21 protein-coding genes are annotated in these 23,831 nt (G+C 57.7%); 6 read left to right on the top strand and 15 right to left on the bottom strand.

Features of this window, described 5'->3' with window-relative positions; translation table 11 throughout:
- Window positions 1-32 precede the first annotated feature (32 nt).
- Together radA and SHM7688_RS00220 are read right to left on the bottom strand one after the other, a co-directional pair.
- A complete protein-coding gene (gene radA, locus SHM7688_RS00225; protein WP_058238013.1) occupies window positions 33-1,400 on the bottom strand; it encodes a DNA repair protein RadA in 1,368 nt (455 codons plus the stop codon).
- Between the two features lie 17 nt (window positions 1,401-1,417).
- Window positions 1,418-1,852, bottom strand: coding sequence for a paraquat-inducible protein A (locus SHM7688_RS00220; protein WP_058238138.1), 435 nt, complete (start codon window positions 1,850-1,852; stop codon window positions 1,418-1,420).
- Window positions 1,853-2,082: 230 nt separating this feature from the next.
- On the opposite strand from SHM7688_RS00220, the gene SHM7688_RS00215 reads away from it, so the two are divergent.
- Window positions 2,083-3,378 (top strand): zinc metalloprotease, encoded by a 1,296-nt coding sequence (locus SHM7688_RS00215; RefSeq protein ID WP_058238012.1) that lies wholly within the window; start codon window positions 2,083-2,085, stop codon window positions 3,376-3,378.
- A gap of 384 nt (window positions 3,379-3,762) precedes the next feature.
- Here SHM7688_RS00215 and SHM7688_RS00210 read toward each other — a convergent pair whose 3' ends face one another.
- From SHM7688_RS00210 to SHM7688_RS00145, 13 genes are all read right to left on the bottom strand, one after another.
- Window positions 3,763-4,203: a hypothetical protein gene (locus SHM7688_RS00210; protein ID WP_144432442.1), complete on the bottom strand. Its 441-nt coding sequence runs from the start codon at window positions 4,201-4,203 to the stop codon at window positions 3,763-3,765.
- A 2-nt stretch (window positions 4,204-4,205) separates the two neighbouring features.
- The gene (locus SHM7688_RS19690; RefSeq protein WP_058238010.1) at window positions 4,206-4,508 is read right to left on the bottom strand and encodes a nucleotidyltransferase domain-containing protein; all 303 of its coding nucleotides are present in this window, start codon (window positions 4,506-4,508) and stop codon (window positions 4,206-4,208) included.
- Window positions 4,509-5,163: 655 nt separating this feature from the next.
- Complete coding sequence (locus tag SHM7688_RS00195) at window positions 5,164-6,501, bottom strand: HlyD family secretion protein (protein WP_058238008.1); 1,338 nt, start codon at window positions 6,499-6,501, stop codon at window positions 5,164-5,166.
- Complete coding sequence (locus SHM7688_RS00190; RefSeq protein WP_058238007.1) at window positions 6,498-8,576, bottom strand: ATP-binding cassette domain-containing protein; 2,079 nt, start codon at window positions 8,574-8,576, stop codon at window positions 6,498-6,500. Before SHM7688_RS00190 ends, SHM7688_RS00195 begins: the two co-directional genes overlap by 4 nt.
- Before the next feature lie 8 nt (window positions 8,577-8,584).
- Complete coding sequence (locus SHM7688_RS00185; protein ID WP_058238006.1) at window positions 8,585-10,999, bottom strand: calcium-binding protein; 2,415 nt, start codon at window positions 10,997-10,999, stop codon at window positions 8,585-8,587.
- A 125-nt stretch (window positions 11,000-11,124) separates the two neighbouring features.
- Entirely contained in the window at window positions 11,125-11,517 is a 393-nt protein-coding gene (locus SHM7688_RS00180; RefSeq protein ID WP_058238005.1) for a hypothetical protein, read from the bottom strand.
- Entirely contained in the window at window positions 11,514-12,260 is a 747-nt protein-coding gene (locus tag SHM7688_RS00175; protein ID WP_058238004.1) for an ABC transporter ATP-binding protein, read from the bottom strand. The genes SHM7688_RS00180 and SHM7688_RS00175 overlap by 4 nt, the downstream gene beginning before the upstream one ends.
- A complete protein-coding gene (locus tag SHM7688_RS00170; RefSeq protein WP_370732939.1) occupies window positions 12,257-12,982 on the bottom strand; it encodes an MlaE family ABC transporter permease in 726 nt (241 codons plus the stop codon). Before SHM7688_RS00170 ends, SHM7688_RS00175 begins: the two co-directional genes overlap by 4 nt.
- A 56-nt stretch (window positions 12,983-13,038) precedes the next feature.
- Entirely contained in the window at window positions 13,039-14,076 is a 1,038-nt protein-coding gene (gene alr, locus SHM7688_RS00165) for an alanine racemase (protein WP_058238002.1), read from the bottom strand.
- A 208-nt stretch (window positions 14,077-14,284) separates the two neighbouring features.
- Complete coding sequence (locus SHM7688_RS00160) at window positions 14,285-15,775, bottom strand: replicative DNA helicase (RefSeq protein WP_058238001.1); 1,491 nt, start codon at window positions 15,773-15,775, stop codon at window positions 14,285-14,287.
- A gap of 191 nt (window positions 15,776-15,966) precedes the next feature.
- Complete coding sequence (locus SHM7688_RS00155; protein WP_058238000.1) at window positions 15,967-16,647, bottom strand: orotate phosphoribosyltransferase; 681 nt, start codon at window positions 16,645-16,647, stop codon at window positions 15,967-15,969.
- A gap of 27 nt (window positions 16,648-16,674) precedes the next feature.
- The gene (gene pyrC / locus SHM7688_RS00150) at window positions 16,675-17,718 is read right to left on the bottom strand and encodes a dihydroorotase (RefSeq protein WP_058237999.1); all 1,044 of its coding nucleotides are present in this window, start codon (window positions 17,716-17,718) and stop codon (window positions 16,675-16,677) included.
- A gap of 72 nt (window positions 17,719-17,790) precedes the next feature.
- A complete protein-coding gene (locus SHM7688_RS00145; RefSeq protein ID WP_058237998.1) occupies window positions 17,791-18,735 on the bottom strand; it encodes a hypothetical protein in 945 nt (314 codons plus the stop codon).
- 204 nt (window positions 18,736-18,939) lie between these two features.
- On the opposite strand from SHM7688_RS00145, the gene SHM7688_RS00140 reads away from it, so the two are divergent.
- The 5 genes from SHM7688_RS00140 (at window position 18,940) to SHM7688_RS00120 (ending at window position 23,828) form a co-directional block, all read left to right on the top strand.
- Window positions 18,940-19,848 (top strand): AAA family ATPase, encoded by a 909-nt coding sequence (locus SHM7688_RS00140; RefSeq protein WP_058237997.1) that lies wholly within the window; start codon window positions 18,940-18,942, stop codon window positions 19,846-19,848.
- 60 nt (window positions 19,849-19,908) lie between these two features.
- Entirely contained in the window at window positions 19,909-21,162 is a 1,254-nt protein-coding gene (locus SHM7688_RS00135) for a vWA domain-containing protein (RefSeq protein ID WP_058237996.1), read from the top strand.
- Between the two features lie 93 nt (window positions 21,163-21,255).
- Complete coding sequence (locus tag SHM7688_RS00130; RefSeq protein ID WP_058237995.1) at window positions 21,256-22,224, top strand: XdhC family protein; 969 nt, start codon at window positions 21,256-21,258, stop codon at window positions 22,222-22,224.
- A complete protein-coding gene (locus tag SHM7688_RS00125) occupies window positions 22,221-23,207 on the top strand; it encodes a molybdopterin-binding protein (RefSeq protein WP_058237994.1) in 987 nt (328 codons plus the stop codon). The genes SHM7688_RS00130 and SHM7688_RS00125 overlap by 4 nt, the downstream gene beginning before the upstream one ends.
- 135 nt (window positions 23,208-23,342) lie before the next feature.
- A complete protein-coding gene (locus SHM7688_RS00120) occupies window positions 23,343-23,828 on the top strand; it encodes a (2Fe-2S)-binding protein (protein WP_058237993.1) in 486 nt (161 codons plus the stop codon).
- Window positions 23,829-23,831: the final 3 nt, after the last annotated feature.

Raw genomic sequence — 23,831 nt, 5'->3', positions numbered from 1 at the left:
CCTTTAGTCTGTGGGCCGCTGGCCCTGGCATTTTACCCCGCTCCGAAGACTTCTCCCACAAAGCTTGCCAAATCCCCAATACGGTTCAGGTTCATGCCTTCCACGGTCTGGGTTTTGCCACCTTTCGGAGCGATTGCCGATGTGAAACCAAGTTTTTGGGCTTCTTTCAACCTATTTTCCGTCTGGCTGACCGCGCGAAGCGCGCCAGAGAGGCTGATTTCGCCAAAAACCACCGTGTCGGCGGGCAGGGCGCTGTCCTCTCTGGCGGATATCAGCGCACAGGCCACTGCAAGATCAGCAGCGGGTTCGGAGATCTTCATACCTCCGGCCACGTTCAGATAGACGTCGAGCCCCGCAAACGGCACGCCACAGCGCGCTTCCAGCACCGCAAGAATCATCGCCAGCCGCCCGCTGTCCCAGCCAACCACCGTCCGGCGGGACTGACTGTGAGGCGAGGGGGCCACCAAAGCCTGCAATTCCGTCAGCACGGGGCGGGTGCCTTCAATGCCAGCAAAAACCACACTGCCCGCCGTGGGCGCGCCCCGATCAGAGAGGAAAAGCGCTGAGGGGTTGCCCACCTCTGCCAGCCCCCGTCCGGTCATCTCAAATACGCCAATCTCGTCAGCGGGGCCAAACCGGTTCTTCACAGCGCGCAGAATGCGGAACTGATGTCCGCGCTCGCCTTCAAAATACAGCACTGTATCGACCATATGCTCCACCACACGCGGCCCGGCGATCTGTCCTTCCTTGGTGACATGACCCACCAGAATGATCGCCATGCCCTTGCGCTTTGCAAAAGCCGTCAACTCATGGGCAGCGGCCCGCACCTGACTGACCGATCCCGGCGCGCTGCCCACCGTATCGCTCCACATGGTCTGGATGGAGTCGATAATGGCCAGCTGCGGCCGTTCCGCTTCCAGCGTGGTCAGGATGTCGCGCAGATTGGTTTCCGCCGCCAAGAGCACCGGGCTTTCCGTCAATCCCAGCCGCTGGGCGCGCATGCGCACCTGTGCGCTGGCCTCTTCGCCGCTGACATAGATGGTTTTCACACCCTGCCGCGCAAACCGCGCTGCCGCCTGCAACAAAAGCGTGGATTTCCCGATCCCCGGATCGCCCCCCACCAGAAGCGCGCTGGCCGGCACAAGGCCGCCGCCCAGCACGCGGTCAAGCTCTTTGACGCCGCTGATCGTGCGCGGTGGCGGGGTCTCCTTGGTGGCCAGATCCGACAGCTCGATCCGCCGCCCCTTGGCATTGCCAAGGGCGCTGCCCGAGGGGCCAGCCCCAAACGGGGCCTCTTCCACGATGGTATTCCACTCGCCACAGGCCTCACAGCGGCCGGACCATTTGGAGGATACTGCGCCGCAGGCGGAACAGGTGAATTGGGTTTTGCTCTTTGCCATGTTCCCGTTTTGGACCACTACCGCCTGCGGGTCAAATAGCTAATCGCCAGCGAGCCCAAAATGCAGCCGGTGAACAGATAAAGCCCCCAGCCAGCCTCCACCGTCACATAACCCGCGCCTTTCACCAGCATGATGTAAAGCGCAATCAGAAACACATCGCCCATCGCCAGCTTGCCCAGCAGCTCCAGCGCAGGAACCACCTTGCGTCGCATCAGCCCAAACTGCACCAGCGCTATTCCGATCACCTTCAGATAGGGGGCGAAAATCGCCAGAAAGGTCACGAGCAAGGCCAGCGCCACATCCGTGGTCCACAGCGATTGCAGACCGGAAATGATCGAAATCTCGCTCAACCCAAAGATGGGCAAGACGCCCGCCCGCAGAAGGGGCGCAAACCAGGCCAGCGGAAAAAGGACCAAAAGCGACAGATTGGCAAAGCGCAGAACATGTTTCATGCCCAAACAGCTAGGCACAGGCACCGCGCCGCACAAGCGGAACCTTACGGGGAAACACATCTTCCTTTCCCCGTGTTGGGCCCGGTGTCACCGACATGCGGCGGCTGCCCGGCCTGTGACGCTACAACCACAGAACAGGGTGAAATGCAGCCTATGCGTGTTTTTGCATTGTCCGGTGCCCCGCGCTTTCCTCAAGGTAAACGCGGGACATAAGACATAGAAGAGACATCATGCACAATTTTGCAGCACTCGACTGGCCGCAGTCGTTGATCACACAACGGATCAAAACCGCCAGCCGGGTTGGGCGGCTGATGCCACAGTCTCCGGCAGCCAAACTTGGCATTCAGGAAGGCTGGCTTGTGCTGGCCCTCAATGGTGAGGCACCCAGCGAAGACCGGGTGAGCGCGCTCTATGCTGCCGATAACGTGGAGATCGTTTTTATGGACGAGGCCACAGAGCAGTGCTTCCATGTGGTCGGAACAGGGATCCCCTTTGGTTTCAATGTGATGCCCGTGTTTTCTGAGGAGTACCGTCTGGATATTCGCGTCGGCAAAATCCCGGCAATGGATTGGCTTAAACCTTGGAATGTGGGGGCCACCAGCGGTTATACTGACCTGCGCCGCGATTTCGAAGTCGCGCTGAGCCCCGTGTCCCACAACCTCTTTGGGGCTTTTCTCTCTGCCCGCAAGAAACGTATGGCACAGCTGAGCAGTGTGGACCGCTGGTCTCAACTCGGGTTGGCGCTTGCGGCCTTGGCGCAGGAGGATTTTGACACGGCTCTTGCCTTTGGGCAGGCCTATTTCCGCAACCTGCAATCCAGTGAGACGGATTCTGATCCGATGATTGTGCTCTCCGCAGCCTCTTATGTCATGGCCGCCTGTTTCTGGCACAGCCAAGACAGAGACGCCGCTCTGGATATGGTCTCTGATGCGCTCTTCTATGACCCGGATGCCGCACCCGCCCGCCAGCTCTTCGAAGGCATCACTGGCCATGCCTTTGTTGCGCCCGCCAAAAGCCTGCGGGGCCATGTCTTCCCCGTGGCGGATTATGCGCTGCCGCAATTTGACCCCTATGATGTCTGGGCTGACCCCGGTGAGGATCTGAATTTGCAACAGGCCTTGGCGGGGATGAGTCCGAAGGACTACGGCCTGATTTGCGTCTTAGGCGTCTATCGCTCCAACGGGCCTTTTCTGGAGGATTTGCAGAGGGTTCTGGCGTTGCAAAAATCAGAAGAGCTGCGCCCGGCTTTCCTGCATGTGATCTCCGCATGGTCCGGCAACCCTGACAGCGACATCTCCAGACATAGAATTGGCTTTGAGACCCAGATGAAAGACCAGGGTCTGACAATGAACATCGGATTTGACGCCCCCGATCACATCAGCACGGCTGTCGCCGCAGAAGCCCTGCCCACATGGTTCGTGATCGCACCGGGCGGCACCGTCATGGCCTACGGTCCGCTTGAAGAGGGTGAGGTGATCACGGCCATTGCCCAAGCTTCCAATCCGGCCCAAACTCCCGCTATGTGACGCGATGACAGCGCCTCCCTGCGCCAACGCGCGCAGGCCCTCGGCACTGGCACTTAATGATCAATGAGATCTTGTCGCTAATGGCCGCCGCCATCAGTTGCAAATGTCGAGCTTATATCATTCGGGCGTCAAAGAGGGGGCGGTAAGCCCTAAACACGCAAAAACACACTCCCTGTCGAGCGTCACACGAACCTGACCCAACCGTCACAGTATGACCAGAACAGGGCAGTGCTCCACATTAGATGGCGCACCTGGTCGAACTGTCCTTTTGCTATGAAATTGGAAAAAGCTGCAAATTCGCGCAATGACGCGCTGCAGAAAATGTCGGCTTTGAGCCCAAACCACTTGATGCTGCATCGATTACGAATGGCGGCTGACGCTCCATCACGCGTCAGGCATACGCCACTCTTTTGGTGCATCGCGGGTATAGCCTTGAAATAGAAAGTCTCCATCCGGTTCCAAGACGTGTTCGCAAAGTCGAATGACGTCTGTGGTATCGTCACTAGTGAACGCGGCCTCAAAAGCCTCTGCGAAGCGCTTATGGAACTCAGGATCAACGCTCATGAGCCTTCTGGGAATGCTCTTTCCTTTGGCTGACCACTGGTTTTGCGACCGGAGAAAGTGATCGGCAATGGCCGAGTATAGATTTGCGACGACGATACGAAGCTCAGGTGTGTTGCGAGGCTCGCGGATATCCTCAACCAAATCGCTGATTGCATAGCGCGAGTTTTCGCGTTCTTGTTGACCCCATGGGATCGGGCCTTCTTCTAAAATTCGAGATGCTAGGTCTTTCATGAGACTGCCGAATTTGGTTTCGCGAGGCATCTCTATGCCTTCGCTGACCATGTTGGGTAGAGACGGCACTCCCGACGGACGGTCCACTTCACGAAAGAAGTATTCCAAAGTTTTAGGATCGTGAATGAATACCTCAACTGGCCAGCTCCCGAAAAAAACGACTGCCTTTGGGCGTTCTCAACGCGTTCAAAGACAACGACCAAGTCAAGGTCCGAATAAGCTGTTGCGTCGCCTCGAACCACCGAACCCGCGAGCATGCAGGCGCTTGCTTCCGGATAAAACTGGTCGCGAATTTTTTCTGCTGCGGACAAAGCCGCTGAAAGCTTCTGGCTCAATTGCAAGCTCCTCACTGGCACGACAGAACCGTGGGTCCCACTAGACTGTGTAAGACGGTTACCGGTCGTCTGCGACCTTTTTGTTGAGGTCAAGAAAGCTGCCTTTGGTGCAGTCGCGGCGAATGCACACTTGGTCCGCACAGCGGCCATTGGGCCAGAAATGGTTGACGTTTGGGCCAGCAATGCCTGACGGCGTGCGCTGATATGATTCAGGAAATTTCGCATAGAGAGTCAGGAATCCATGGCATTCCACACTCCCACGCACGACCTAGGCTTAGGAGCCATCCGTTTTCCGCACCGGTTTGGCAGATGTTCGAACTCAAAAGGAACAGGGCCGCAGGGATAGTTTTCTATTTCAACGGAATGCGACGATGCTCCGGTCGAATATCCGCCAAATCGCAGACGCCAAAATCGCGGCAGCTCAGTGGCGCGAGATGTTTGAAAATAGATCCACTATGTTGAGCACATCTCAAACCCCTGAAAGTTCGCGCCTTGGCGGATTTCACGGCATGTGTCCGCTGGGAGCATATATGCTCACGCATGCGCACGCCTCCCTGCGACTCCCCAGTCCAGATTGTCGTCCATCACGCCCAAGGCGCGCGGCCACATATGCGCGATCTCCCCCCATCTCGGGGCGCCTGGCATGGGCGACGCCTCAATCCTGCATGGCTTTGGTCAGGAAATCCGTGAAAGGGCCAAGCAGGTAGGCACCAAAAGTGATTGTGCGGCCTGTAAACACAAGGCCCACCGGCATATCGGAGGTCAGAGAGGTCTCTTCTCCCAGCGCGCTGAGCAGACGGGCATGATCCTGCACGTCAATTTCCGCCATGCCATCATAGCCCAAAATGGCGCCATCGCGATCCCGCCGCGCTTCGGGGGAGAGGGTTTTGATTGTGACCGCCACTTTGGGATGGCTGCGCTGCGACAAGGCGGTGACTGTGAGTTGCCCGGTCATGCCGACGCGCAGTTGGTCAATCACCTGAGGATTGGCCACGAAAGACACCTGATGCTGTCCACTGGGGCGCGCGAGGCTCAAAACCGTATCGCCGCGCGCAATGACCATGGCGTCCGTGTCATAATTGAGTGCGGAAATCACCCCATCATCAGGGGCCAGAATATCCGCCTGCGCAATCTGTGCCTCCAGTCGCAGAAGTTGCAACCGCAGCTTGGGGATGGCTTCTTCCAAATAGGCCAGCCGGTCCAGCACCTGCTGGCGAAATGCCAATTGATCCTGCGCGATCTGCAACTTGGCTTGGGCCGCCTGACTGACCAACCCGGCCAGTTCTGCATCTTCGCGTTGCAAATCGGCCTCCAGCTCCAGAATATCCTCTGCCAGAGCATCTGTGTCTGCGGCCCGAAAGGCCCCCTGCGCCTGCAGCGCGGCGTAGCGCTCATATCTGGCCTGCATCGAGTGGTGCTGCGCCTGACGGTGCTGTCGGCTCTTTTGCAAACGCTCGGCGCGATCCTTTAGCTCCTGAGCCAGCGCTGTGCTCATTTCGGCACGCAATTCCATCGTGGCCTTCATGGTCTGCAGTCGCCGCAGCGCCAGCGCCGCCGGATTTGTGACTGCCGCTGTCGCGTCTTTTGCTGGCAATGCCCCGACCATAGCCGCGCGCAAAACAGCCCGCTCTTCTTCCAGGGGTGACAGCGTTTCTCTAAGCGCCTGCGCTTCTGCTGTTTCGCGGCTCACATCCAGTTGCAGCAAAAGCTGCCCGGCGGCGACCACATCATGCGCGGTCACATGGATTTGCGCGATCTTGCCCCCGTAGGGATGTTGCACATCATAGCTTGGTCGCGCCGCATTGAGATGCCCTGTTGTGGGAATGGATGTGGCCAAGGGTGCAAAACCTGCCCAGAGGCAAAAGCCTCCCAGAGCAAGAAACACCGCCCAGGCCCCGCGCCGCAAGGGCCGGATCACCTGACTTGGAAGGGCCGCTTCAGGGCTCATTGGTGCGGCCTCGGCATGTGCCGCGGCATCTGCTCGTTTGATCAATGGCGCAAACCTCCCTGCAAGGCCACCGGGCGCATGGAGACCGCCGCTCGATAGGTGGCCTGTCCGGCCACATTGTCGATGTCAAAACGGTCACTAAGCTGCGCGATCACTGCGAGCGCGGCCTCATCCCCGGGCAATCGGCCCATGTCGGTTTCGGGCTGCAGCATGAGCCGCGTGACCTTTTCCATCTTGCGGGCCGCCTCCGTGATGCGGTTTTCCGTCACGGTCACTTCGCAGCTGTGATCGGACAGAAAGCAGAACGCGAAGCTCACCGTGCGGGGCTCATCCTGCGGCCCGCTGGCCCGGGCGAGATTGAACAGTTCAGAGGCGATCAGCTCTGTGCGGGTGGAAAGCTCCGCATCATTGCCGCGGGTAAATTGCGCACCAACCCAGTCGACCAGATCCTGCAAACTGTCATGGCGCAAGGGCAGGTCGATCCGCCTGCGACCGCCGCTCATACGGCCAAGCACTTCGCTGCGGCTGCCAAAATCCGCAAGCCGACCATTTTCCAGAGCCAGCACGTGATCGGCCAGCCCCATCAATCCGGAGCGGTGAATCACCATGACAATTGTGATGCCCTCTTTCCTGAGCCGCGCCAGCACCGCACAGAGCTGCCGCTCTCCGGCCGCATCCAGCAAGGCGTTGGGCTCATCCAGAAACAGATACTGTGGCTCATGAAAAATCGCGCGCGCCAGCGCGACACGCTGTTTCTGCCCCGCCGAAAGCACATGCGGCGTTGCGCCAATATCTGTGTCATAAGACTGCGGCAGGGCGGAAATCAGCCCATGAACCCCTGCCATTTTCGCGGCTGTGATGATGTCTTCATCGGCGGATTCCGGGGCAAAGCCAGCAATGTTTTGTGCCAAAGTGCCGGCAAAAAGCTGTGCCTGCTGTGGCAGATATCCGATGTGCGCCGTATGGGAGGCCACCGGCAAAGTCTTGATTTCAGTGTCTTCCAGCCACACGGTGCCAATCGGGCAGGGGGCCAAGCCGCTCAGAGCCTCAAGCAGCGTGCTTTTGCCGCTTCCGGATGCGCCGACAATGGCAGTACAGCTTCCAGCGGGCAGTGCAAAACTCACCTTCTCCAGCCTTGGCGCCGCGCCGCCCGTACGCGGAAAGATCAGCCCATCACAGCGCAATGCTCCCGATAACTTGGGAATATGAGTTTCGGCGTTTGAGCGCGGCATCGCAACGGATTTGAGATGCATATAGGCCGATTTGGCGGCGCTGATATCCGGCCATGTTGTCACCACGGTTTCAAAGCTTGTCACCGTCTTGATGAGGATCAGGCTGGCAGCAATCATCCCCCCGGCACTGAGAGCATCCTGCACCACCAGCATGGCGCCAAGGCTAAGACCAAGCAGTTGACCCATTGCGCGCAAGAACCCACTCAGCGCCGCGCTCTGTGTTGTGAAGGGGGTCAGCCGGTCTTCCAATCGGCTGCGCGCCTGCATGGTGCGCACCACCTGATTGCGCAGATTGCTGGCCACCCCCGGCACCCCAACAGACTGAGAAAACTGCTGTGCGTTTTCTGTGGCGTGGTCTTCTGCTGTGCGGGCTTGTGCCAAAGCGGCCTCGGGAGCTTTGGACATGCCCCGTGTGGTCAGGCGCAGCGCAGCTGAGAGACAAATCAAACCAGATGTCAGGGCCACAAACCAAGGATGTATCAGCCACAGCACTGCCAGAAAAAGCGGCAACCACGGCAGGCTCAGCGCGGCAATGGCCGCTGGTCCACGCAGAAAGCGGACCACCTTTTTCAACTCCTGCAAATTGGCCACACGGTCGACCAAAGGTGTTTGCAGGATCAGTGGCGCAAGGTTGCGTTCAGCAAACCCTGCAGCGGCGCGAAAACTGCTGTCGCGCAGGCCATCTACAACCGCCTGCAGTAAGAGGGCCAGAGCCGCGATCAGGAGCAAAAGCGCCAGCGTATGCAAATTGCCAGTGGGCAGCACCCGATCCAACACCTGCATCATGAAGATCGGGTTGATCAACACCGCAAGATTTGAAATGGCGCTCAGCCCCAGCAGTAGTGGCAACATCTTTGCGAAGGGTGAAAGGGCAGAAACCGGTTCCATCGATTGGCTCACAACAGAAAGTTGCTTTCGTCCAGATCATCCGGGTCCACCGATTTCAAAATCAGTCGATCATTGCTTGCGCCGCCAGTGAGTGCGGAGAGATCGATGACTGTCGCCCATCCCTGATCCTGAATATGTGCCTGCAGATCTGTATAGTTGATGCCATAGCTCGACAGATCGATCACGTCTTGATCCACTTCAAAATCATGGATCATGTCACGCCCGCCGCCAGCTTCGGCGACAAAGGTGTCAGAATCCCCATCCCGCCACCAGTTCCCGCCCCAGAGATGGTCATTTCCTGCGCCGCCCTGCAGTGTGTCGGAGCCGGTCCCGCCCACCAGGCGATCTGCGGCATCGCCACCTGACAAGAGATCATTGCCCTCGCCGGTGTTGATATAATCCTGCCCTGCGCCGCCATCGGCGCGATCATGGCCCTCTTCGGTGGTGATGCTGTCGTTGCCTGCACCGCCAAAGGCGCTGTCATTGCCGCTGCCACCCATGATGCGGTCCGCGCCGGCGTCGCCGTGTAGCTGATCGTCGTCTGCACCCCCATGCAGCGTGTCATCGCCCGCGCCGCCAAACATCGTGTCATCGCCACTGCCGCCCCGCAGATCATCATTGCCGCCCTGGTCGCTGATGATTTCCGGATCTCGGATCAGGATATTACTGCCCCGATCGACAGGGGCAAAAGGGTCCGGGGCGCGTGGATCGACGGCCCCATCATTGCTGCCAGTGCTTTGGGCCTCTGCCATGAGTTCGGAGTAGGCTGTGCCCGCCTGCCAATCCACCTCAACCCGATAGATGGCGCCGGTGGCATCCGTGGTGCCGTCCAGATCGTGGTCACCTCGATTGAGCCCAAAGAAGAGATTGCCCTCGCCATCCATGAAGACAGCACCATAGGCGCCACGCGGCATGCCAGAGGTCATGCCATCGTCATTGAGAGTTGCGGTGATCGGCACAGAGCTGATCTCGGGGGCACCGCCGTCTGGCACGCCAGACAGATCAATCCGATGCACGGCCCCGGCTTCGCCATTGCGGCCAGGGGACTCCACCGCATAGAAAATGCCTTCTGAGGCGTTGTAGGCCACATCATAGGTGCGCCCCTGAAACAGACCGTTGGGCAGGTCGTAGTTCACCACCTCTGGATTGCCGTTATCATCCAAGGCGTTCACATCGATGCGCGTGACGCGGTTGAGGCTGGATTGAAACGTCCAGAGGTTGCCCTGATCATCAAAATCCCCGACGTAGTCACCAATCGGGGTCTCGCCAACGCGATAGGCTTGGCCCTCTGCGTCGACCATTACGAGGTCGCGCACGGATACAGGGTTCCCAAGCGCGTCCATGCCATTGGCTTTGGCGATCCCGTAAATCAGATCATCTTCGGTGTTGAAGCCGATGGCGTTGATGCGCAGCCCTGTTGCAGGTCCGGCGATTTCATAACTTTCCGCAACGGGATCAAAGACATTGAGCTGCCCATCAATCATTTGAAACAGTTTGGATTGCCCCGGCGCGAAACCCGCCACAGAGATCTCTTCACCGCCAAGGGTGATGGTGGTGTCATAGGAATAAATGGGCCCGTCCATGTTGATGGTGGGGCCTGTGTTGGGCAAAGGCAGCTCCCTAAGGGTCAGCGCCCCCATGCTGCCATCGCCGGTCACCTCAAAGCTGTGGGTTTCAAAAACGCCTGAGGTGGCGGTGATCGTGCCAATCGCCTCGCCATTCCAGAGCACTTCCAGACAGCCGCAATCGGCCCCGCCTGCAAGGTTGGCGGCGGCTTCAAGGCGAATGGTATAGGTCTCCCCAGTCTCTGTGGTCACCGCTTGGGAGAGGTTGTTGTGCGCGGCGTCTTCGTCCACCGTCCAGCTGCTGTTTTCGGCGAATTGTGTGAGCGTGGCGGCCCCATCACCTATGCCGGTCAGCAGGTTGCTGTTTGCCAGATCCCCAAACACCAGATCATTGCCGCTGCCGGCATTGATTGTGTCCGCGCCAAGCCCGCCCTGCGCGCGGTCATTGCCCGCCTCTAGATTGATGAGGTCATCGCCAAGCCCGCCATCTGCCGTATCATGGCCGTCACCCGCATTGATCAGATCATCGCCGGCGCCGGAGGAGAGGAGATCCTCTCCTCCATTGCCCAGCAAAACATCGTCGCCCGCGCCGGTGGATATCACATCATTGTAGGAGCGATCCGTGGCATCTCCATTGGAGACGATGTTTGCAGGATTATACACCCACCGTCCCCCGACAAAGCTCCATTCGCTGCCGACCATGTCGCCCGCGGCAAGATCATTGCCTGCACCCGTGGAAATCGTGTCATCCCCGGCATGGCCGTTGATGGCATCGACACCTGCGTCTGTTGAAATGGAGTCATCCCCGGTCGTGCCCACGACACGACGCACCGGCCCTTGCGGCTCGTTCTCTGGCATACCCAAAACACCTTTTACCAATACACAGGGAACATTGTGCGAACGAAGGGTTTACAAATGGTAAAGAAATGCCCGCGAATGTCGCGCTGCGCCAAGTAATGCTGTAGCCACTTGAAAACGCGCGGCTAAAGGCCGTGGGAGTGATTCAGCACAAAGGCAACAAAGAACCAGATCAGCCAGCCAAGACTAAGCACAGCTCCAAAAGCACATAACAGCTTTTTCTCACTCACGATGGCCAGATAGCTCAACACCCCGCCTGCCGTTATCAAGCTTGCTGCTAGCCCGCCCCAAAATAGTGTCGTGAGAAGCCAATTTGCCAAGCTTCCGCGCATCTCCGGTGGAAGCATGTTGAAAAGGAAAATGATCGCAAAAGGCCAAACAAACGTCACTTGCGGCAATACAATCAAGGTAACGCCGATCCATCGATGCGACTTCAAATGACGAAGACCCATATACACGCTGATCCCGGCCGCGATGAAGGGCATAGCGACGAAAATGAGGGCGATGAGCGCATTCACCGCACCGCCTCAATCGGGCCCTCTGCGCTGCCAGCAATAAACTGCGTCAGATAAGGATCGCCGCTGTTGTCCATCTGCGCCACCGGGCCGCTCCACTGGATCACGCCGCCATGCAGCATGGCCACCTCATCGGCAATCGCACGCACGGAGGTCATGTCATGGGTGATCGTCATTGCGGTTGCGCCCATCTCCACCACGATCTCGCGGATCAGATCATTGATCACGCCGGACATGATCGGATCCAGCCCCGTGGTGGGCTCATCAAAGAAGATGATTTCAGGCTCCGCCGCAATGGCGCGGGCCAGCCCCACGCGCTTTTGCATGCCGCCCGACAGCTCGGAAGGAAAAAGATCCGCCACATCCGGGGTCAGCCCAACACGCCGCAGCTTTTCAATGGCAATCTCCCGCGCCTCGGCCTTGGGCCGTTTCAGGCGCCCGCGCAGCAGGCGGAAGGCCACATTCTGCCAGACCGTCATACTGTCAAACAGCGCGGCCCCCTGAAACAACATGCCAAACCGCGCCAGAAAGGCATCGCGATCCTCTGTGCGCGCATCATGGCCGTCTACCGAGATCGTGCCGCTGTCCGGTGTGATCAGGCCCAGAACGGATTTCAGCATCACCGATTTCCCGGTGCCCGATCCGCCAATGATCACCATGGAGCTGCCCTTGGCGATGGAGAGGTTCACACCCTGAAGCACCTTCTTGGGCCCAAAGCTCTTATGCACGTTGTCAAACTGGATCATGAGGAGAAAAACAGACTGGTCAGCAGGAAGTTGGCGGCAAGAATGAGCACGGCGGCGGCCTGAACCGAGCTTTTTGTGGCTTGGCCCACGCCCTGTGCGCCACGCCCGGAGTTCATCCCGTAATAGCAGCCCATCACGGCGGCGATCCCGCCAAAGACCGCACCTTTCACGAGGCTGGAGACAATGTCATTCAGCTGCAGAAAATCGGCGGTATTGCGCACATAGGTGGCGGGGTTGAAGCCAAGGTTCTCTGTGGCCACCAGAAACCCGCCATATATGCCAATGATATCGCCAATCCCCACCAGCGCAGGCACCACCAGCACCGCCGCAAGAACACGTGGGGCGGCCAAATATTTCATTGGATGTGTGGACAGGGTCACCAGCGCATCAATCTGTTCCGTGACCTTCATGGTGGCAATCTCTGCTGCAATGGAACTGGTCACACGGGCGGCCACCATCAGACCAACCAGCACCGGCCCCAATTCGCGCACCATGCCAATGGCCACAATCTGCGGCACCACGCTTTCCACGGAAAACCGCGAAGAGCCGTCATAGATCTGAAGCGCCAGCGCGCCGCCGGTGAAAATCGCCGTCATGCCCACCACGGGCAGGCTCAGCCAGCCAATGTTGAAAAGCGCGCTGAGGAACTCACGCCCATAAAATGGCGGGCGGAAGATGTGACTTACCGCCCCCCAGACAAACAGCGCCACGCTGCCGATCATGGTCATCAGAGCAATCACGCTGCGCCCAATTGCCGTGAATGGCGCCAAAACCGCCGTCATGAAGATTTATAGCGGCGCTGATACCGCTGCCCCATGGAGGTGAGGATTTCATATCCAATCGTGCCTGCGGCCTCCGCGAGCGTATCCACAGATTGGTGCTGACCCAAAAGCTCAACGGTTTGCGGCTCAGCTCTTGCGTCTGTCACATCCACCCCGATCATATCCATGGAGATCCGCCCAATCATGGGACAGCGGCTCTCTTCGGCAAAGACGTCCACTTTCTCTCCCATGGCGCGGATGATGCCATCGGCATAGCCTGCTGCGATGGTGGCCACCCGGCTGTCACGCTGGGCGATCCACATATTGCCATAGCCCACACTCTCTCCCGCTGCCACATCGCGCACCTGAATGACCGGCACGCTCAGGCTCACCACTGGGGTGGCGTCAACAAAGGGCATGCCCCCATACAGGCCCACGCCGGGACGGGTGAGGTCAAAGTGATAGTCTGATCCCAAGAGGATGCCACCGGTTGCCGAAAGCGAACGTGGCACATCAAGCCCATCGGTCATCTCTTTAAACGCGCTAAGCTGGCGCGGGTTCATCGGGTGGTCTGGCTCATCCGCACAGGCCAGATGGGACATCAAAAGCGTTGGGCCGCGCTGCATGATCAGATCTTGCACTGCCGCCCATTCCGGCGCTTCCAATCCAAGGCGGTTCATGCCGGTGTCCAGCTGCACCCCAAAAGGATGCGCGGGCAGGGCCTCCAGGTGGCGTACGATCTGTTCAGTGGAATTTAACATTGGCGTCAGCATCATGTCGCTGATCATATCCGCGTCGCCGCGCATATGTCCGCTGAAGACATTGATCTCTGGCGCTGGGCCAACGGCCTGACGCAGAGCCGCGCCTTCTTCTGCGGCAGCGACAAAGAAACGGTCCACACCCGCGCGCATCAATGCGCGGGCCACCCGGTCCGCGCCAAGTCCATATCCATCAGCCTTCACCACCGCGGCGGTCTGGGCTGCGCTCTGTGCATCCAGTGCCCGCCAATTGGAAAGCAGGGCGTCCAGATCAATTGTCAAAGTTGCAGTAGCCATGGGGGTGTTTGTTGACCTCTGTCTGCGGGAGGTCAAGGCCAAAGGCGTTTCGTTTTTAGGGGAAGGGGCGCACTGTGGTGAAACAAACGCCAATCCGCGCCTTTTGGAAAAATCCACCTACGCGATACCGCCGGAATACCGACGCGATACCGATGGCCCGTTTTTCCCAAAAAGGCGCGTTAACACTTTGATTCGCTCTGGCGAAAAATCAGAACTCGTCGCCGCCGCCGGATTGCTGCCAGGGCTGCACAAGGTTGCCAAAGCGGGTGAACTGCCCCTCAAAGCTGAGCTCCACCGTGCCAATCGGACCGTGACGCTGCTTGCCGAGGATCACCTCAGCCTTCCCATGCAGCCGCTCCATGCGTTCCTGCCAGGCGGCCATCTCATCCAACCGGTCATCAGAGGGTTTTTCCCGCTCCACATAGTATTCTTCGCGGAACACGAACATCACCACATCGGCGTCCTGCTCAATCGATCCAGATTCCCGCAAGTCACTGAGCTGAGGGCGTTTATCGTCACGACTCTCCACCGTACGTGACAGCTGAGACAGGGCAATCACCGGAATGTTGAGCTCTTTGGCGATGGCCTTCATGCCCATGGAAATCTCGGCGATTTCCTGCACCCGGTTGTCGGCGGTGCCGCGGCACAGCTGCAGATAGTCGATGATCAGGACATCAAGACCATGGGTCCGTTTCAAGCGCCGCGCCCGTGCCGCGAGCTGCGCAATGGGCAGGGCCGGAGTGTCGTCAATAAACAGCGGGCAGGCCTCAAGATCCTTGGCTGCTTGCACAAATCGACGGAATTCCTCTTCGGTCATATCCCCTTTACGGATCTGCTCAGAAGGGATCTCCGCCGCCTCCGACAAAATCCGCGCCGCCAATTGCTCAGCAGACATCTCAAGGCTACAGAAAGCGACAACGCCGCCCTCAATGGCCCCCTCGGAACCATCTGGTTTTAAACCCTTTTTATAGGCTTTGGCGACGTTGAACGCGATGTTAGTCGCAAGGGAGGTTTTGCCCATAGAAGGGCGTCCCGCGAGGATCAGAAGGTCGGAAGGGTGCAGGCCGCCCAGCTTCTTGTCGAGGTCAATCAGACCGGTGGAAATCCCGGCCAGACCACCTTCGCGCTGATAGGCCGCGTTGGCGGTGTTGACCGCCTCTGTGACGGCCTTCAGGAAGCTTACATAGCCGCGCTCCGCTGACCCCTGTTCAGAGAGTTTATAAAGCGCCTGTTCCGCCTGAACGATCTGCTCTTTAGGTTCAAGTTTGATGTCAGCCACTTTGGCGCGGGAAGCGATGTTGTTGCCCAACTCGATCAGCTCACGGCGCATCGCCATGTCATAGATCATCTGAGCGTAATCCGCTGCAGCAAAAGAAGAAATCGCTGCACCCGCCAGGCGTACCAGATAGGCCGGACCGCCCAGTTCGATCAAACCGGGATCGTCTTCCATAAAGGCTTTCAGCGTCACCGGGGAGGCGAGGTTGTTCTTGGCAATCCGCGCGGCCGCAATCTCATAAATGCGGGCATGCACAGGTTCGTAGAAGTGCTTGGAGGTGATGATCGAGGCAACTTTATCAAAGATATCGTTGTTCGTCAGAATAGCACCCAGAAGCTGCTGTTCCGCCTCCAGAGAATGGGGCACCGGATCCGGGCTTGCGGCCTCTGTGGAGTCAGGATTGATATTCGCGATTTCGTTCATGTCACGCCCCCAAACAACCAGCGTATCCGGTTCTAGCGACCGAGTTTTCACTGGGCAAATTGTATGTTTTTGTGGACAGCCTGTGGATAACTCAATGCCACATCATACTGTCACTGCAAACAGCGTCCCGTCAATATTTGGTATGCGCGCGCAGTCAATCTTCCGGCACGCGCCACCAGTTTAGGCGGAAATCAGCTGTTTTTGCGCGCCTCTTGCCACGCGCGCGGGTCTTTCAGGAAGCTCTCAACTTCATTGAGCGTCTCGTCCGAGAACACACCCTGCGCTTTGGCTTCGGCAAGCACATCCCACCAGGTGCAGAGGTAGTGCAGCGCCACGCCGTGATCGCCCAGTGTTTTCTCGGTCTCTGGAAAGATGTCATAGTAGAAAATCACCGCCGTGTTGGCACAGCTGGCGCCGGTGTCCCGGATCGCATCCACAAAGGAAAGCTTAGAGCCGCCATCCGTGGTCAGATCTTCAACCAAGAGCACGCGCTCGCCTTCACTCATCGCGCCTTCAATACGCGCGTTTTTACCATAACCTTTTGGTTTCTTGCGCACATATGTCATCGGCAGCGCCATGCGCTCTGCGACCAAAGCCGCAAAAGGAATGCCGGCCGTTTCGCCGCCTGCGATGTTGTCAAAGGCTTCAAAACCGGCTTCGCGCATGACGGTGACGGTCATGAAATCCATCAATGTGGCGCGGATGCGCGGGAAAGAAATCAGCTTGCGGCAATCGATGTAGCTCGGGGACGGCAGGCCAGAGGCCAGCGTGTAGGGCTCATCGGTGTTGAAGTTCACTGCACCAATTTCCAGCAGCATGCGGGCGGTCAGGCGGGCGATTTCTTCTTTTGGCGGGAAAGCAGTCGGGATCATATTTGGGTCCTTTGGCAGCAGGATGTCTTAGTCAGCAACGGTCCAGAACACGTCATAGCCGGGATCAAACACTGTGACCGGGCCATTCGCGCTCTCGATTTTGTCAGGAAAAACCGTGGCTTGTTCGTTTTTGGTGAGGGTGATTGTGCCATCATTCACTGGCAGACCATAAAAGCCGGGGCCATTTCGGCTTGCAAAGGCTTCAAGGTTTTCAAGCTTGCCGTCTTCTTCAAACACATGCGCCAAGAGCGCCATTGTGTTGGTTGCCGTGAAGCAGCCCGCACACCCACAGGCGCTTTCCTTGTCGCCATCAAGATGCGGCGCACTATCAGTGCCAAGGAAAAACCGCGCATCCCCAGAAGTGGCCGCCTCGCGCAGCGCCAGACGGTGCTCCTCACGTTTGGCCACAGGCAGGCAATAATAATGCGGTTTGATGCCGCCCACGAGGATGTGGTTGCGGTTGATGATCAGGTGGTGTGTGGTGATCGTTGCGCCCAGATCGCGCGCATTGTCACGCACATAGGCAACACCGTCTTTGGTTGTGATATGTTCCATTACAACGCGCAGACCCGGTGTGGCCTTGCGGATCGGGTCAAGCACGCGATCAATAAACACCGCCTCGCGGTCGAAAATATCAATGTCATGGTCGGTGACCTCACCATGCACACAGAGCGGGAGCCCGATCTCGGCCATTTTATCCAGTGCGGCACGCACGTTTTTGAAATCGGATACGCCGCTGGCGGAGTTCGTTGTGGCCCCTGCCGGGTAGAGCTTAACGGATTTGATCAACCCGGAGGCATGCGCGGCTGCTATATCTTCGGGATCGCTGTCTTCCGTCAGGTAGAGCGTCATCAGCGGCTCAAATTGCATATCCTCGGGCAATGCCGCCATGATGCGGTCTTTATAGGCGGCAGCCTGCGCACCTGTCACCACAGGGGGCACCAAATTTGGCATGATGATCGCACGCCCAAAATGACGCGCGGTTTCGGGCAGAACAGCTTCCAGCATTGCGCCATCGCGCAGATGCAGATGCCAGTCATCGGGGCGGGCAATGGTCAGGTTTTGGGTCATGAGCGCGGCTTACACAAAGCCGACGGGACTGGCTAGTCTGATCTATGTCGCATTGGCAAAAAATGGCACGGTTTAGCTGGCCAGCCGCCCTTGATCTGCTGCTTGTACCAACCCATTCAGGTGGCGCAGGAAGCGGGGTTCCCGCAAACGTCGGGCCACATTGGCGCAAAGAAGTGCCGACACAAAGGGGCGCTTCTTCCGATTGACCGCATCAAGCAGGCGGTTGAGGTACGGCGAATGGCCACGCCTTGCGCGGTATAGCTTATAAAAGGCCCGGCGGCTCAATGTGCCAGCCCCGGCTTTCACCAGAATGCGGAAGAGGATTTGCATTTCAAGCAAGTCTTTCTCGATCTCGTCCCCAAGATAGGGCGTGGGAAGCAGAACTGTATTCTCGCGTAGAAACAACGTGGCGTGCATGGCGTCATGATCCACTTTTGGATCATAGATCACAAAGCACCGGTCCGCCGCAGAGGCCATTTCTGGGGCAAAGCCATATCGGCCTTCAAAGCTGACTTTGCGACTGTGTGAAAAGCGCCTATCCCATGGCGTTAAGCGCGGCGAGAGCGTGGCTTGTGGCTGTAGCGCAATCACCTGCGCATCAGGAGAGGCAATTGAAAAGGCAGCTGCAGCATAGCCGCAAGAGCCTGCGCCATAGAAGACAACCTCTTCAAACTCATCGAAAAACCCATCATCCGCAAGGCGATCGAAATAGGCGTAGACCGCAGGGTCGCGAAACCAAGTCTCCCCGTCACTGACCAAGCTGAGATGAGACCAGCCCAATTCGCGCACCAGTTCCCAACCCAAGGGTTGGCCGGTATCACCGCGTTTCTGAATGGTCTCAATGGTCTCGAATGTCACAAGAAGAACCGGCTTATCCTCAACAAAGCTTGCCCAGTGACGGGTGCCAAGTGCTTCAAAGCCACCATGGTTTTGGGCGACCTGTTCGAGCTGTTGCAGCCAAGCCACCTTCGTCAAACCCAGCATCGGGGTCTCAAACCCATTGGGAGAGTCCTGCATATCCTGTTCCTTGCGCCCCGGGACCTTATAAATTGGTCTTTCAAATGCTCTTGGCCTAAATGTTACCATCCATTTGCGGCAAAAATAGGGAGCTGTGACCTTTTCTACAACTTTTGTCTCGTCTGCTGACCGTTGACCTATGGCTTGGGCCTGTGCAGCCTGTCGCGACCCTATTCCTGTCAGCACAAGAGAAAACGAGGCCCCATGTCTGAAATTGAAAGCATTGATGCGGTGCAGGCCATGCTGGCAGAAGAAGGATATGTCTGCGCCCGCCCGCTCGCCACTGTTGTGTTCTTGGCGCTGCGGTTGGGGCGTCCGATCTTCCTTGAGGGGGAAGCGGGTGTTGGCAAGACAGAAATTGCCAAGGCACTTGCCTCAGCCCTTGGTCGCAGCCTTATCCGTTTGCAGTGCTACGAAGGTTTAGATGCTTCAAGTGCGGTCTATGAATGGAACTTCGCCGCGCAGATGGTGGCTATTCGGACAGCAGAAGCCAGCGGACAGGCGGATCGCGCATCGTTGCAAGAAGAGCTCTTTGGCCCAGGGTACTTGCTGGAACGTCCGCTTTTAAAGGCAATGCGCCCTGACCCTTCAGGGGCGCCAGTCCTGCTGATTGATGAGCTTGATCGCACGGATGAGCCCTTTGAAGCCTTCCTCTTGGAGGCGCTCAGTGATTTTCAGGTCACCATTCCCGAAATCGGCACCATTAAGGCCCCGCAGCCCCCCATTGTTATTTTGACCTCCAATCGCACGCGCGAAGTGCATGATGCGCTGAAACGCCGATGCCTCTATCATTGGGTGGATTACCCGGAATTTGACAGAGAACTCGAAATTCTAGAGACGCGCGCGCCTGAGGTCGCGGAGAGTCTCAGCCGCGAAGTTGTGGGATTTGTGCAGCGTTTGCGCACGGAAGACCTCTTCAAAAAGCCTGGAGTCGCAGAAACCATTGATTGGGCCAAATGTCTGCTCGCATTGGATGTTCTCACGCTTAGTCCTGAGGTGATTGCGGACACATTGGGTGCGGTTCTTAAATATCAGGATGATATCGCCAAACTTCAGGGCTCAGAAGCCAAACGCTTGCTGGACGAAACCCGTGCTGCATTGGATCCGGTCTGATGATCGGCTTTCTGAAGGGAGTGCGAAGGGAGTGGGGATGGCGTTTCCCCATCGCGCGAGATGGCTGAATATCTTCCTCTGTCACTTCCCGATGAACCCAAGCTCACGCATAATATCACTTGGTTTGCGCGCGCTCTGCGCAAAGCGGGTTTACCGATCGGGACAGGGCGTTTGCTGGATGCGATCCGTGCAGTCGAGGCCGCGGGGTTCACCAGCAAAGAAGACTTCTATTGGACACTTCATGCCTGCTTCGTGTCCCGACCGGAGCATCGCGTCGTGTTTGCACAGGTGTTTCGGCTCTATTGGCGGGATCCAAGGTTTTTGGAACATATGATGTCCATGATGCTACCCGCCGTGCGCGGAGTGCAGGAGGATCGTGCGACACAAGCTGGCGAAAAACGTGCGGCAGAAGCTTTGCTGGATGGGTTTGATCAGACCGTTCCGGAGGGGCAGCATGAGGAGCAGGGCACAGAGATAGAACTTGATGCTTCCATGACCATGTCCTCGGAAGAAAAGCTGCGCACTTTGGATTTTGAGCAAATGAGCACGGAAGAAATTGCGCAAGCCAAGCGCATGCTTTCAAGGCTTACTTTGCCGGTAGACCCCATTGCATCCCGCCGTACGCAGGTCGCCGCCCGTGGCCGTCAATTGGATTGGCGCGCCACGTTAAAGCACGCGATGCGACATGGCGGAAATGTCTCCAATCTCAAACACAAAGACCGAAGTGAGCGTTGGCCCAATTTAGTCGTGATCTGCGATATATCGGGTTCGATGAGCCAATATAGCCGTATGGTGCTGCATTTTTTGCATGCCGTAGCCAATCACAAAGGGGCGGGGTGGGCAAAAGTCCACGGGTTCACTTTTGGCACACAGCTCACAAACATCACGCGCCACTTGGCGACAAAAGATGTTGATGCTGCTTTGACTGCTGCTGGCGCGGAGGCGCAGGATTGGGCGGGGGGAACCCGTATTGGGGAATGCTTGCATGCTTTCAATCGGGATTGGTCTCGGCGCGTGATGGGGCAGGGGGCTGTGGTCTTGATCATCACTGATGGATTGGACCGTGGGGCTCCTGATGCTCTTGCAAAAGAAATGAAACGCTTACGTTTGTCCGCGCGCCGTTTGATCTGGCTTAATCCTTTGTTGCGCTGGGAAGGTTTTGCCGCCAAAGCACAGGGTATTCGCGCGATGTTGCCGCATGTGGACAGTTTTCGCGCAGGCCACTCCATCGCCTCCATTGAGGCGCTTGCCGAGGCACTGGCAAAGCCTGACGATGTTGGCGAAAAGGCGCGTCTGTTGCGAGCGCTGGAATGACTGTGAACCGGCTGTATATCTTGGGAGCGTTCAAGAGTTTGCTTGTTCTTTGCTGCGAAGCAGCCCAAGTCATCACGAAATATAGGGGATAGCATGACAGAGATGCAGATCGGCGCGCCAGAGCTGGCGTTGGATTGGCACCGCTCCGGTAAGGGCGCGGCGCTTGCGACGGTTGTGGAAACATGGGGGTCCGCTCCGCGTCGTGTCGGCGCGCAGATGGTTGTGTCTGGTGATGGGCAGATAGAAGGCTCTGTCTCTGGTGGTTGCGTCGAGGGCGCCGTGATGGTCGAAGCGATGGAAGCCATTGAAACCGGTAAGAGTGCGCTGTTGGAGTTCGGTGTCTCTGATGGCGATGCTTTTGCGGTTGGCTTGGCCTGTGGCGGCACAATCAAAGTGCTGGTGGAGCCTGTTGGGCAGGTTTTGCCGGAGGCCGTTTTGACCGAACTTGTGGCAGCACGCGCCGCGCGCAAAGCCGTGGCTTATGTGGTCAATCCTCGCACCGGCGGCGGGACATTGCTCTATGACGGTTTTGAAGCACGCTTTCGCATGGATCGCTCAGGGCTTGAGGAGAATGGTACCTTTGTTGCGATTCACAATCCGCCTCTGCGTCTTGTTGTGGTCGGAGCGGTTCATATTGCGCAGGCTTTGATCCCTATGGCACGGCTTGCCGGCTTTGATCCCATTGTTGTGGATCCGCGCTCCGCGTTTGGCTCGGAAGCGCGTTTTCCGGGAGAAACCATTTTGGATGACTGGCCGGATGAGGCCTTGCAGCACCTTGGAGTGGATGCGCGCACCGCGTTGGTTTTGTTGACGCATGATCCCAAGTTGGATGACCCTGCATTGCACATCGGACTGCGTTCTGAGGCGTTTTATATCGGGGCGCTTGGCAGTTCGCGCACACATGCCAAACGTTTGGAGAGGCTTGAAAGTGCTGGGTTTGCCCCAAGTGTTCTTGCGCGCATTCATGGTCCGATTGGCTTGGACATTGGCGCGGCGAGCCCCGCTGAGATTGCGGTCTCCATTATGGCGGAAATGTTGCTGGTGCTGAGGACAGGCGCATGAAGTTCGGAGCGGTTGCCATTGAGGAGGCGGTTGGCGCTGTGCTGGCGCATTCTCTTATCGCTGGTAAGAGAATTCCAAAGGGCACACAGCTTTTGCAATCTCATATCGAAGATCTGCGCGCAGCAGGCATTGCAGAGGTTACGGTTGCGCGTCTTGAAGATGGAGATGTGGATGAAGATACGGCGGCTGAGACCCTTGCCCAAGCCGTTTTGGGAGCATCTGTTGGCATTCGGATGACTGCGGCTGGCGCTGGGCGGGTCAATCTTTATGCGGAGCGTTGTGGTTTGATCCGGGTCAATATTGATACGGTGCACCAAATCAATGCCGTCGAGCCGATGATCACCATTGCAACCGTGCCAGATCACCACCGCGTGGATGCCGGTGGGATGATCGCGACGATTAAGATTATCGCCTACGCGGTGTCGGATGAGGCTTTAAAGGCAGCGGCTTCTATTGCCGAGGGCGCTGTTACCTTGTGTCGACCAGCCTTCAAAACGGCAACTTTGATTGAGACAACGATCGGTGATGTGCCTTCTGATAAGGGACGTCGTGCAATGGCCGGGCGTGTTGAACGCATGGAGATGGGGCTGACGCCGCGAGTGTTGGTGCCCCATACGGTCGCAGATATCGCGTCTGCGGTCTCTTCAACGGTCGGGGACGTCATTTTCATTCTAACCGCGTCTGCCACCTCCGATCCGCGTGATGTCGCGCCTGAGGCGGTGCGCTCGGCAGGAGGAGAGGTCGAACGGTTTGGCATGCCGGTGGACCCAGGAAATCTCCTCTTCTTGGGACGTATTGGCGACAAGCCCGTCATTGGCTTGCCTGGTTGCGCGCGCTCGTCCGCATTGAATGGCGCTGATTGGGTGTTGGAACGTGTCGTCTGTGGATTGGACGTCAGCCATGACGATATAGCAGCCATGGGGGTTGGCGGATTGCTGAAAGAAATTCCGACACGCCCGATGCCGCGTGAAAAAGGTATTTGATCGAGGCTGCTGCACGCGCAGCTACGACCAATGTCTACGACCGTTCTCTCCCATTGGCTGAAATACCACCTTCTCAAGTTCATGAGGGGCTGCTTTACTCTTGGCCAATAGCCAACTCAAAATTGGGAGGAGCCAATGTCACAGGTCAAAATGACCGTGAATGGCAAGGAAATGTCCGGCGAAGCAGAAGGGCGTACCTTGTTGAGTCAGTTTCTACGCGAAACGCTTGGACTTACGGGAACACATGTTGGTTGCGATACAAGCCAATGTGGTGCCTGTGTCGTGCATGTCGATGGCGTTGCGGTGAAATCTTGCACAATGCTTGCTATGGAGGCTGATGGTGCCGACGTGGCTACCATCGAAGGGCAGGCGGCCGCAGATGGCACTTTGAATGCCTTGCAGCAGGCCTTTCAGGACCATCATGGTTTGCAATGCGGGTTCTGCACGCCGGGTATGATCATGTCTGCCGCAGACCTATTGAAGACCAATCCGCAGCCGACCGAAGCAGAAGTACGTCATCATCTTGAGGGCAATATCTGTCGCTGCACGGGCTACCACAATATCGTCAAGGCTATCATGGCGGCGAGTGGTCAGGATGTGAGTAGCATCGCGGCTGAATAACTG

Source organism: Shimia marina (genome assembly GCF_001458175.1).
Taxonomy (GTDB): domain Bacteria; phylum Pseudomonadota; class Alphaproteobacteria; order Rhodobacterales; family Rhodobacteraceae; genus Shimia; species Shimia marina.
This window is presented reverse-complemented; position numbering and strand designations above follow the sequence as displayed.

Coding starts and splice junctions, on each gene's coding strand:
- radA (WP_058238013.1), bottom strand. CDS start 1,400: ATGGCAAAGAGCAAAACCCAATTCACCTGTTCCGCCTGCGGCGCAGTA.
- SHM7688_RS00220 (WP_058238138.1), bottom strand. CDS start 1,852: ATGAAACATGTTCTGCGCTTTGCCAATCTGTCGCTTTTGGTCCTTTTT.
- SHM7688_RS00215 (WP_058238012.1), top strand. CDS start 2,083: ATGCACAATTTTGCAGCACTCGACTGGCCGCAGTCGTTGATCACACAA.
- SHM7688_RS00210 (WP_144432442.1), bottom strand. CDS start 4,203: ATGCCTCGCGAAACCAAATTCGGCAGTCTCATGAAAGACCTAGCATCT.
- SHM7688_RS00190 (WP_058238007.1), bottom strand. CDS start 8,576: ATGGAACCGGTTTCTGCCCTTTCACCCTTCGCAAAGATGTTGCCACTA.
- SHM7688_RS00185 (WP_058238006.1), bottom strand. CDS start 10,999: ATGCCAGAGAACGAGCCGCAAGGGCCGGTGCGTCGTGTCGTGGGCACG.
- SHM7688_RS00175 (WP_058238004.1), bottom strand. CDS start 12,260: ATGATCCAGTTTGACAACGTGCATAAGAGCTTTGGGCCCAAGAAGGTG.
- SHM7688_RS00170 (WP_370732939.1), bottom strand. CDS start 12,982: ATGATCGGCAGCGTGGCGCTGTTTGTCTGGGGGGCGGTAAGTCACATC.
- alr (WP_058238002.1), bottom strand. CDS start 14,076: ATGGCTACTGCAACTTTGACAATTGATCTGGACGCCCTGCTTTCCAAT.
- SHM7688_RS00160 (WP_058238001.1), bottom strand. CDS start 15,775: ATGAACGAAATCGCGAATATCAATCCTGACTCCACAGAGGCCGCAAGC.
- SHM7688_RS00155 (WP_058238000.1), bottom strand. CDS start 16,647: ATGATCCCGACTGCTTTCCCGCCAAAAGAAGAAATCGCCCGCCTGACC.
- pyrC (WP_058237999.1), bottom strand. CDS start 17,718: ATGACCCAAAACCTGACCATTGCCCGCCCCGATGACTGGCATCTGCAT.
- SHM7688_RS00145 (WP_058237998.1), bottom strand. CDS start 18,735: ATGCAGGACTCTCCCAATGGGTTTGAGACCCCGATGCTGGGTTTGACG.
- SHM7688_RS00140 (WP_058237997.1), top strand. CDS start 18,940: ATGTCTGAAATTGAAAGCATTGATGCGGTGCAGGCCATGCTGGCAGAA.
- SHM7688_RS00135 (WP_058237996.1), top strand. CDS start 19,909: ATGGCTGAATATCTTCCTCTGTCACTTCCCGATGAACCCAAGCTCACG.
- SHM7688_RS00130 (WP_058237995.1), top strand. CDS start 21,256: ATGACAGAGATGCAGATCGGCGCGCCAGAGCTGGCGTTGGATTGGCAC.
- SHM7688_RS00125 (WP_058237994.1), top strand. CDS start 22,221: ATGAAGTTCGGAGCGGTTGCCATTGAGGAGGCGGTTGGCGCTGTGCTG.
- SHM7688_RS00120 (WP_058237993.1), top strand. CDS start 23,343: ATGTCACAGGTCAAAATGACCGTGAATGGCAAGGAAATGTCCGGCGAA.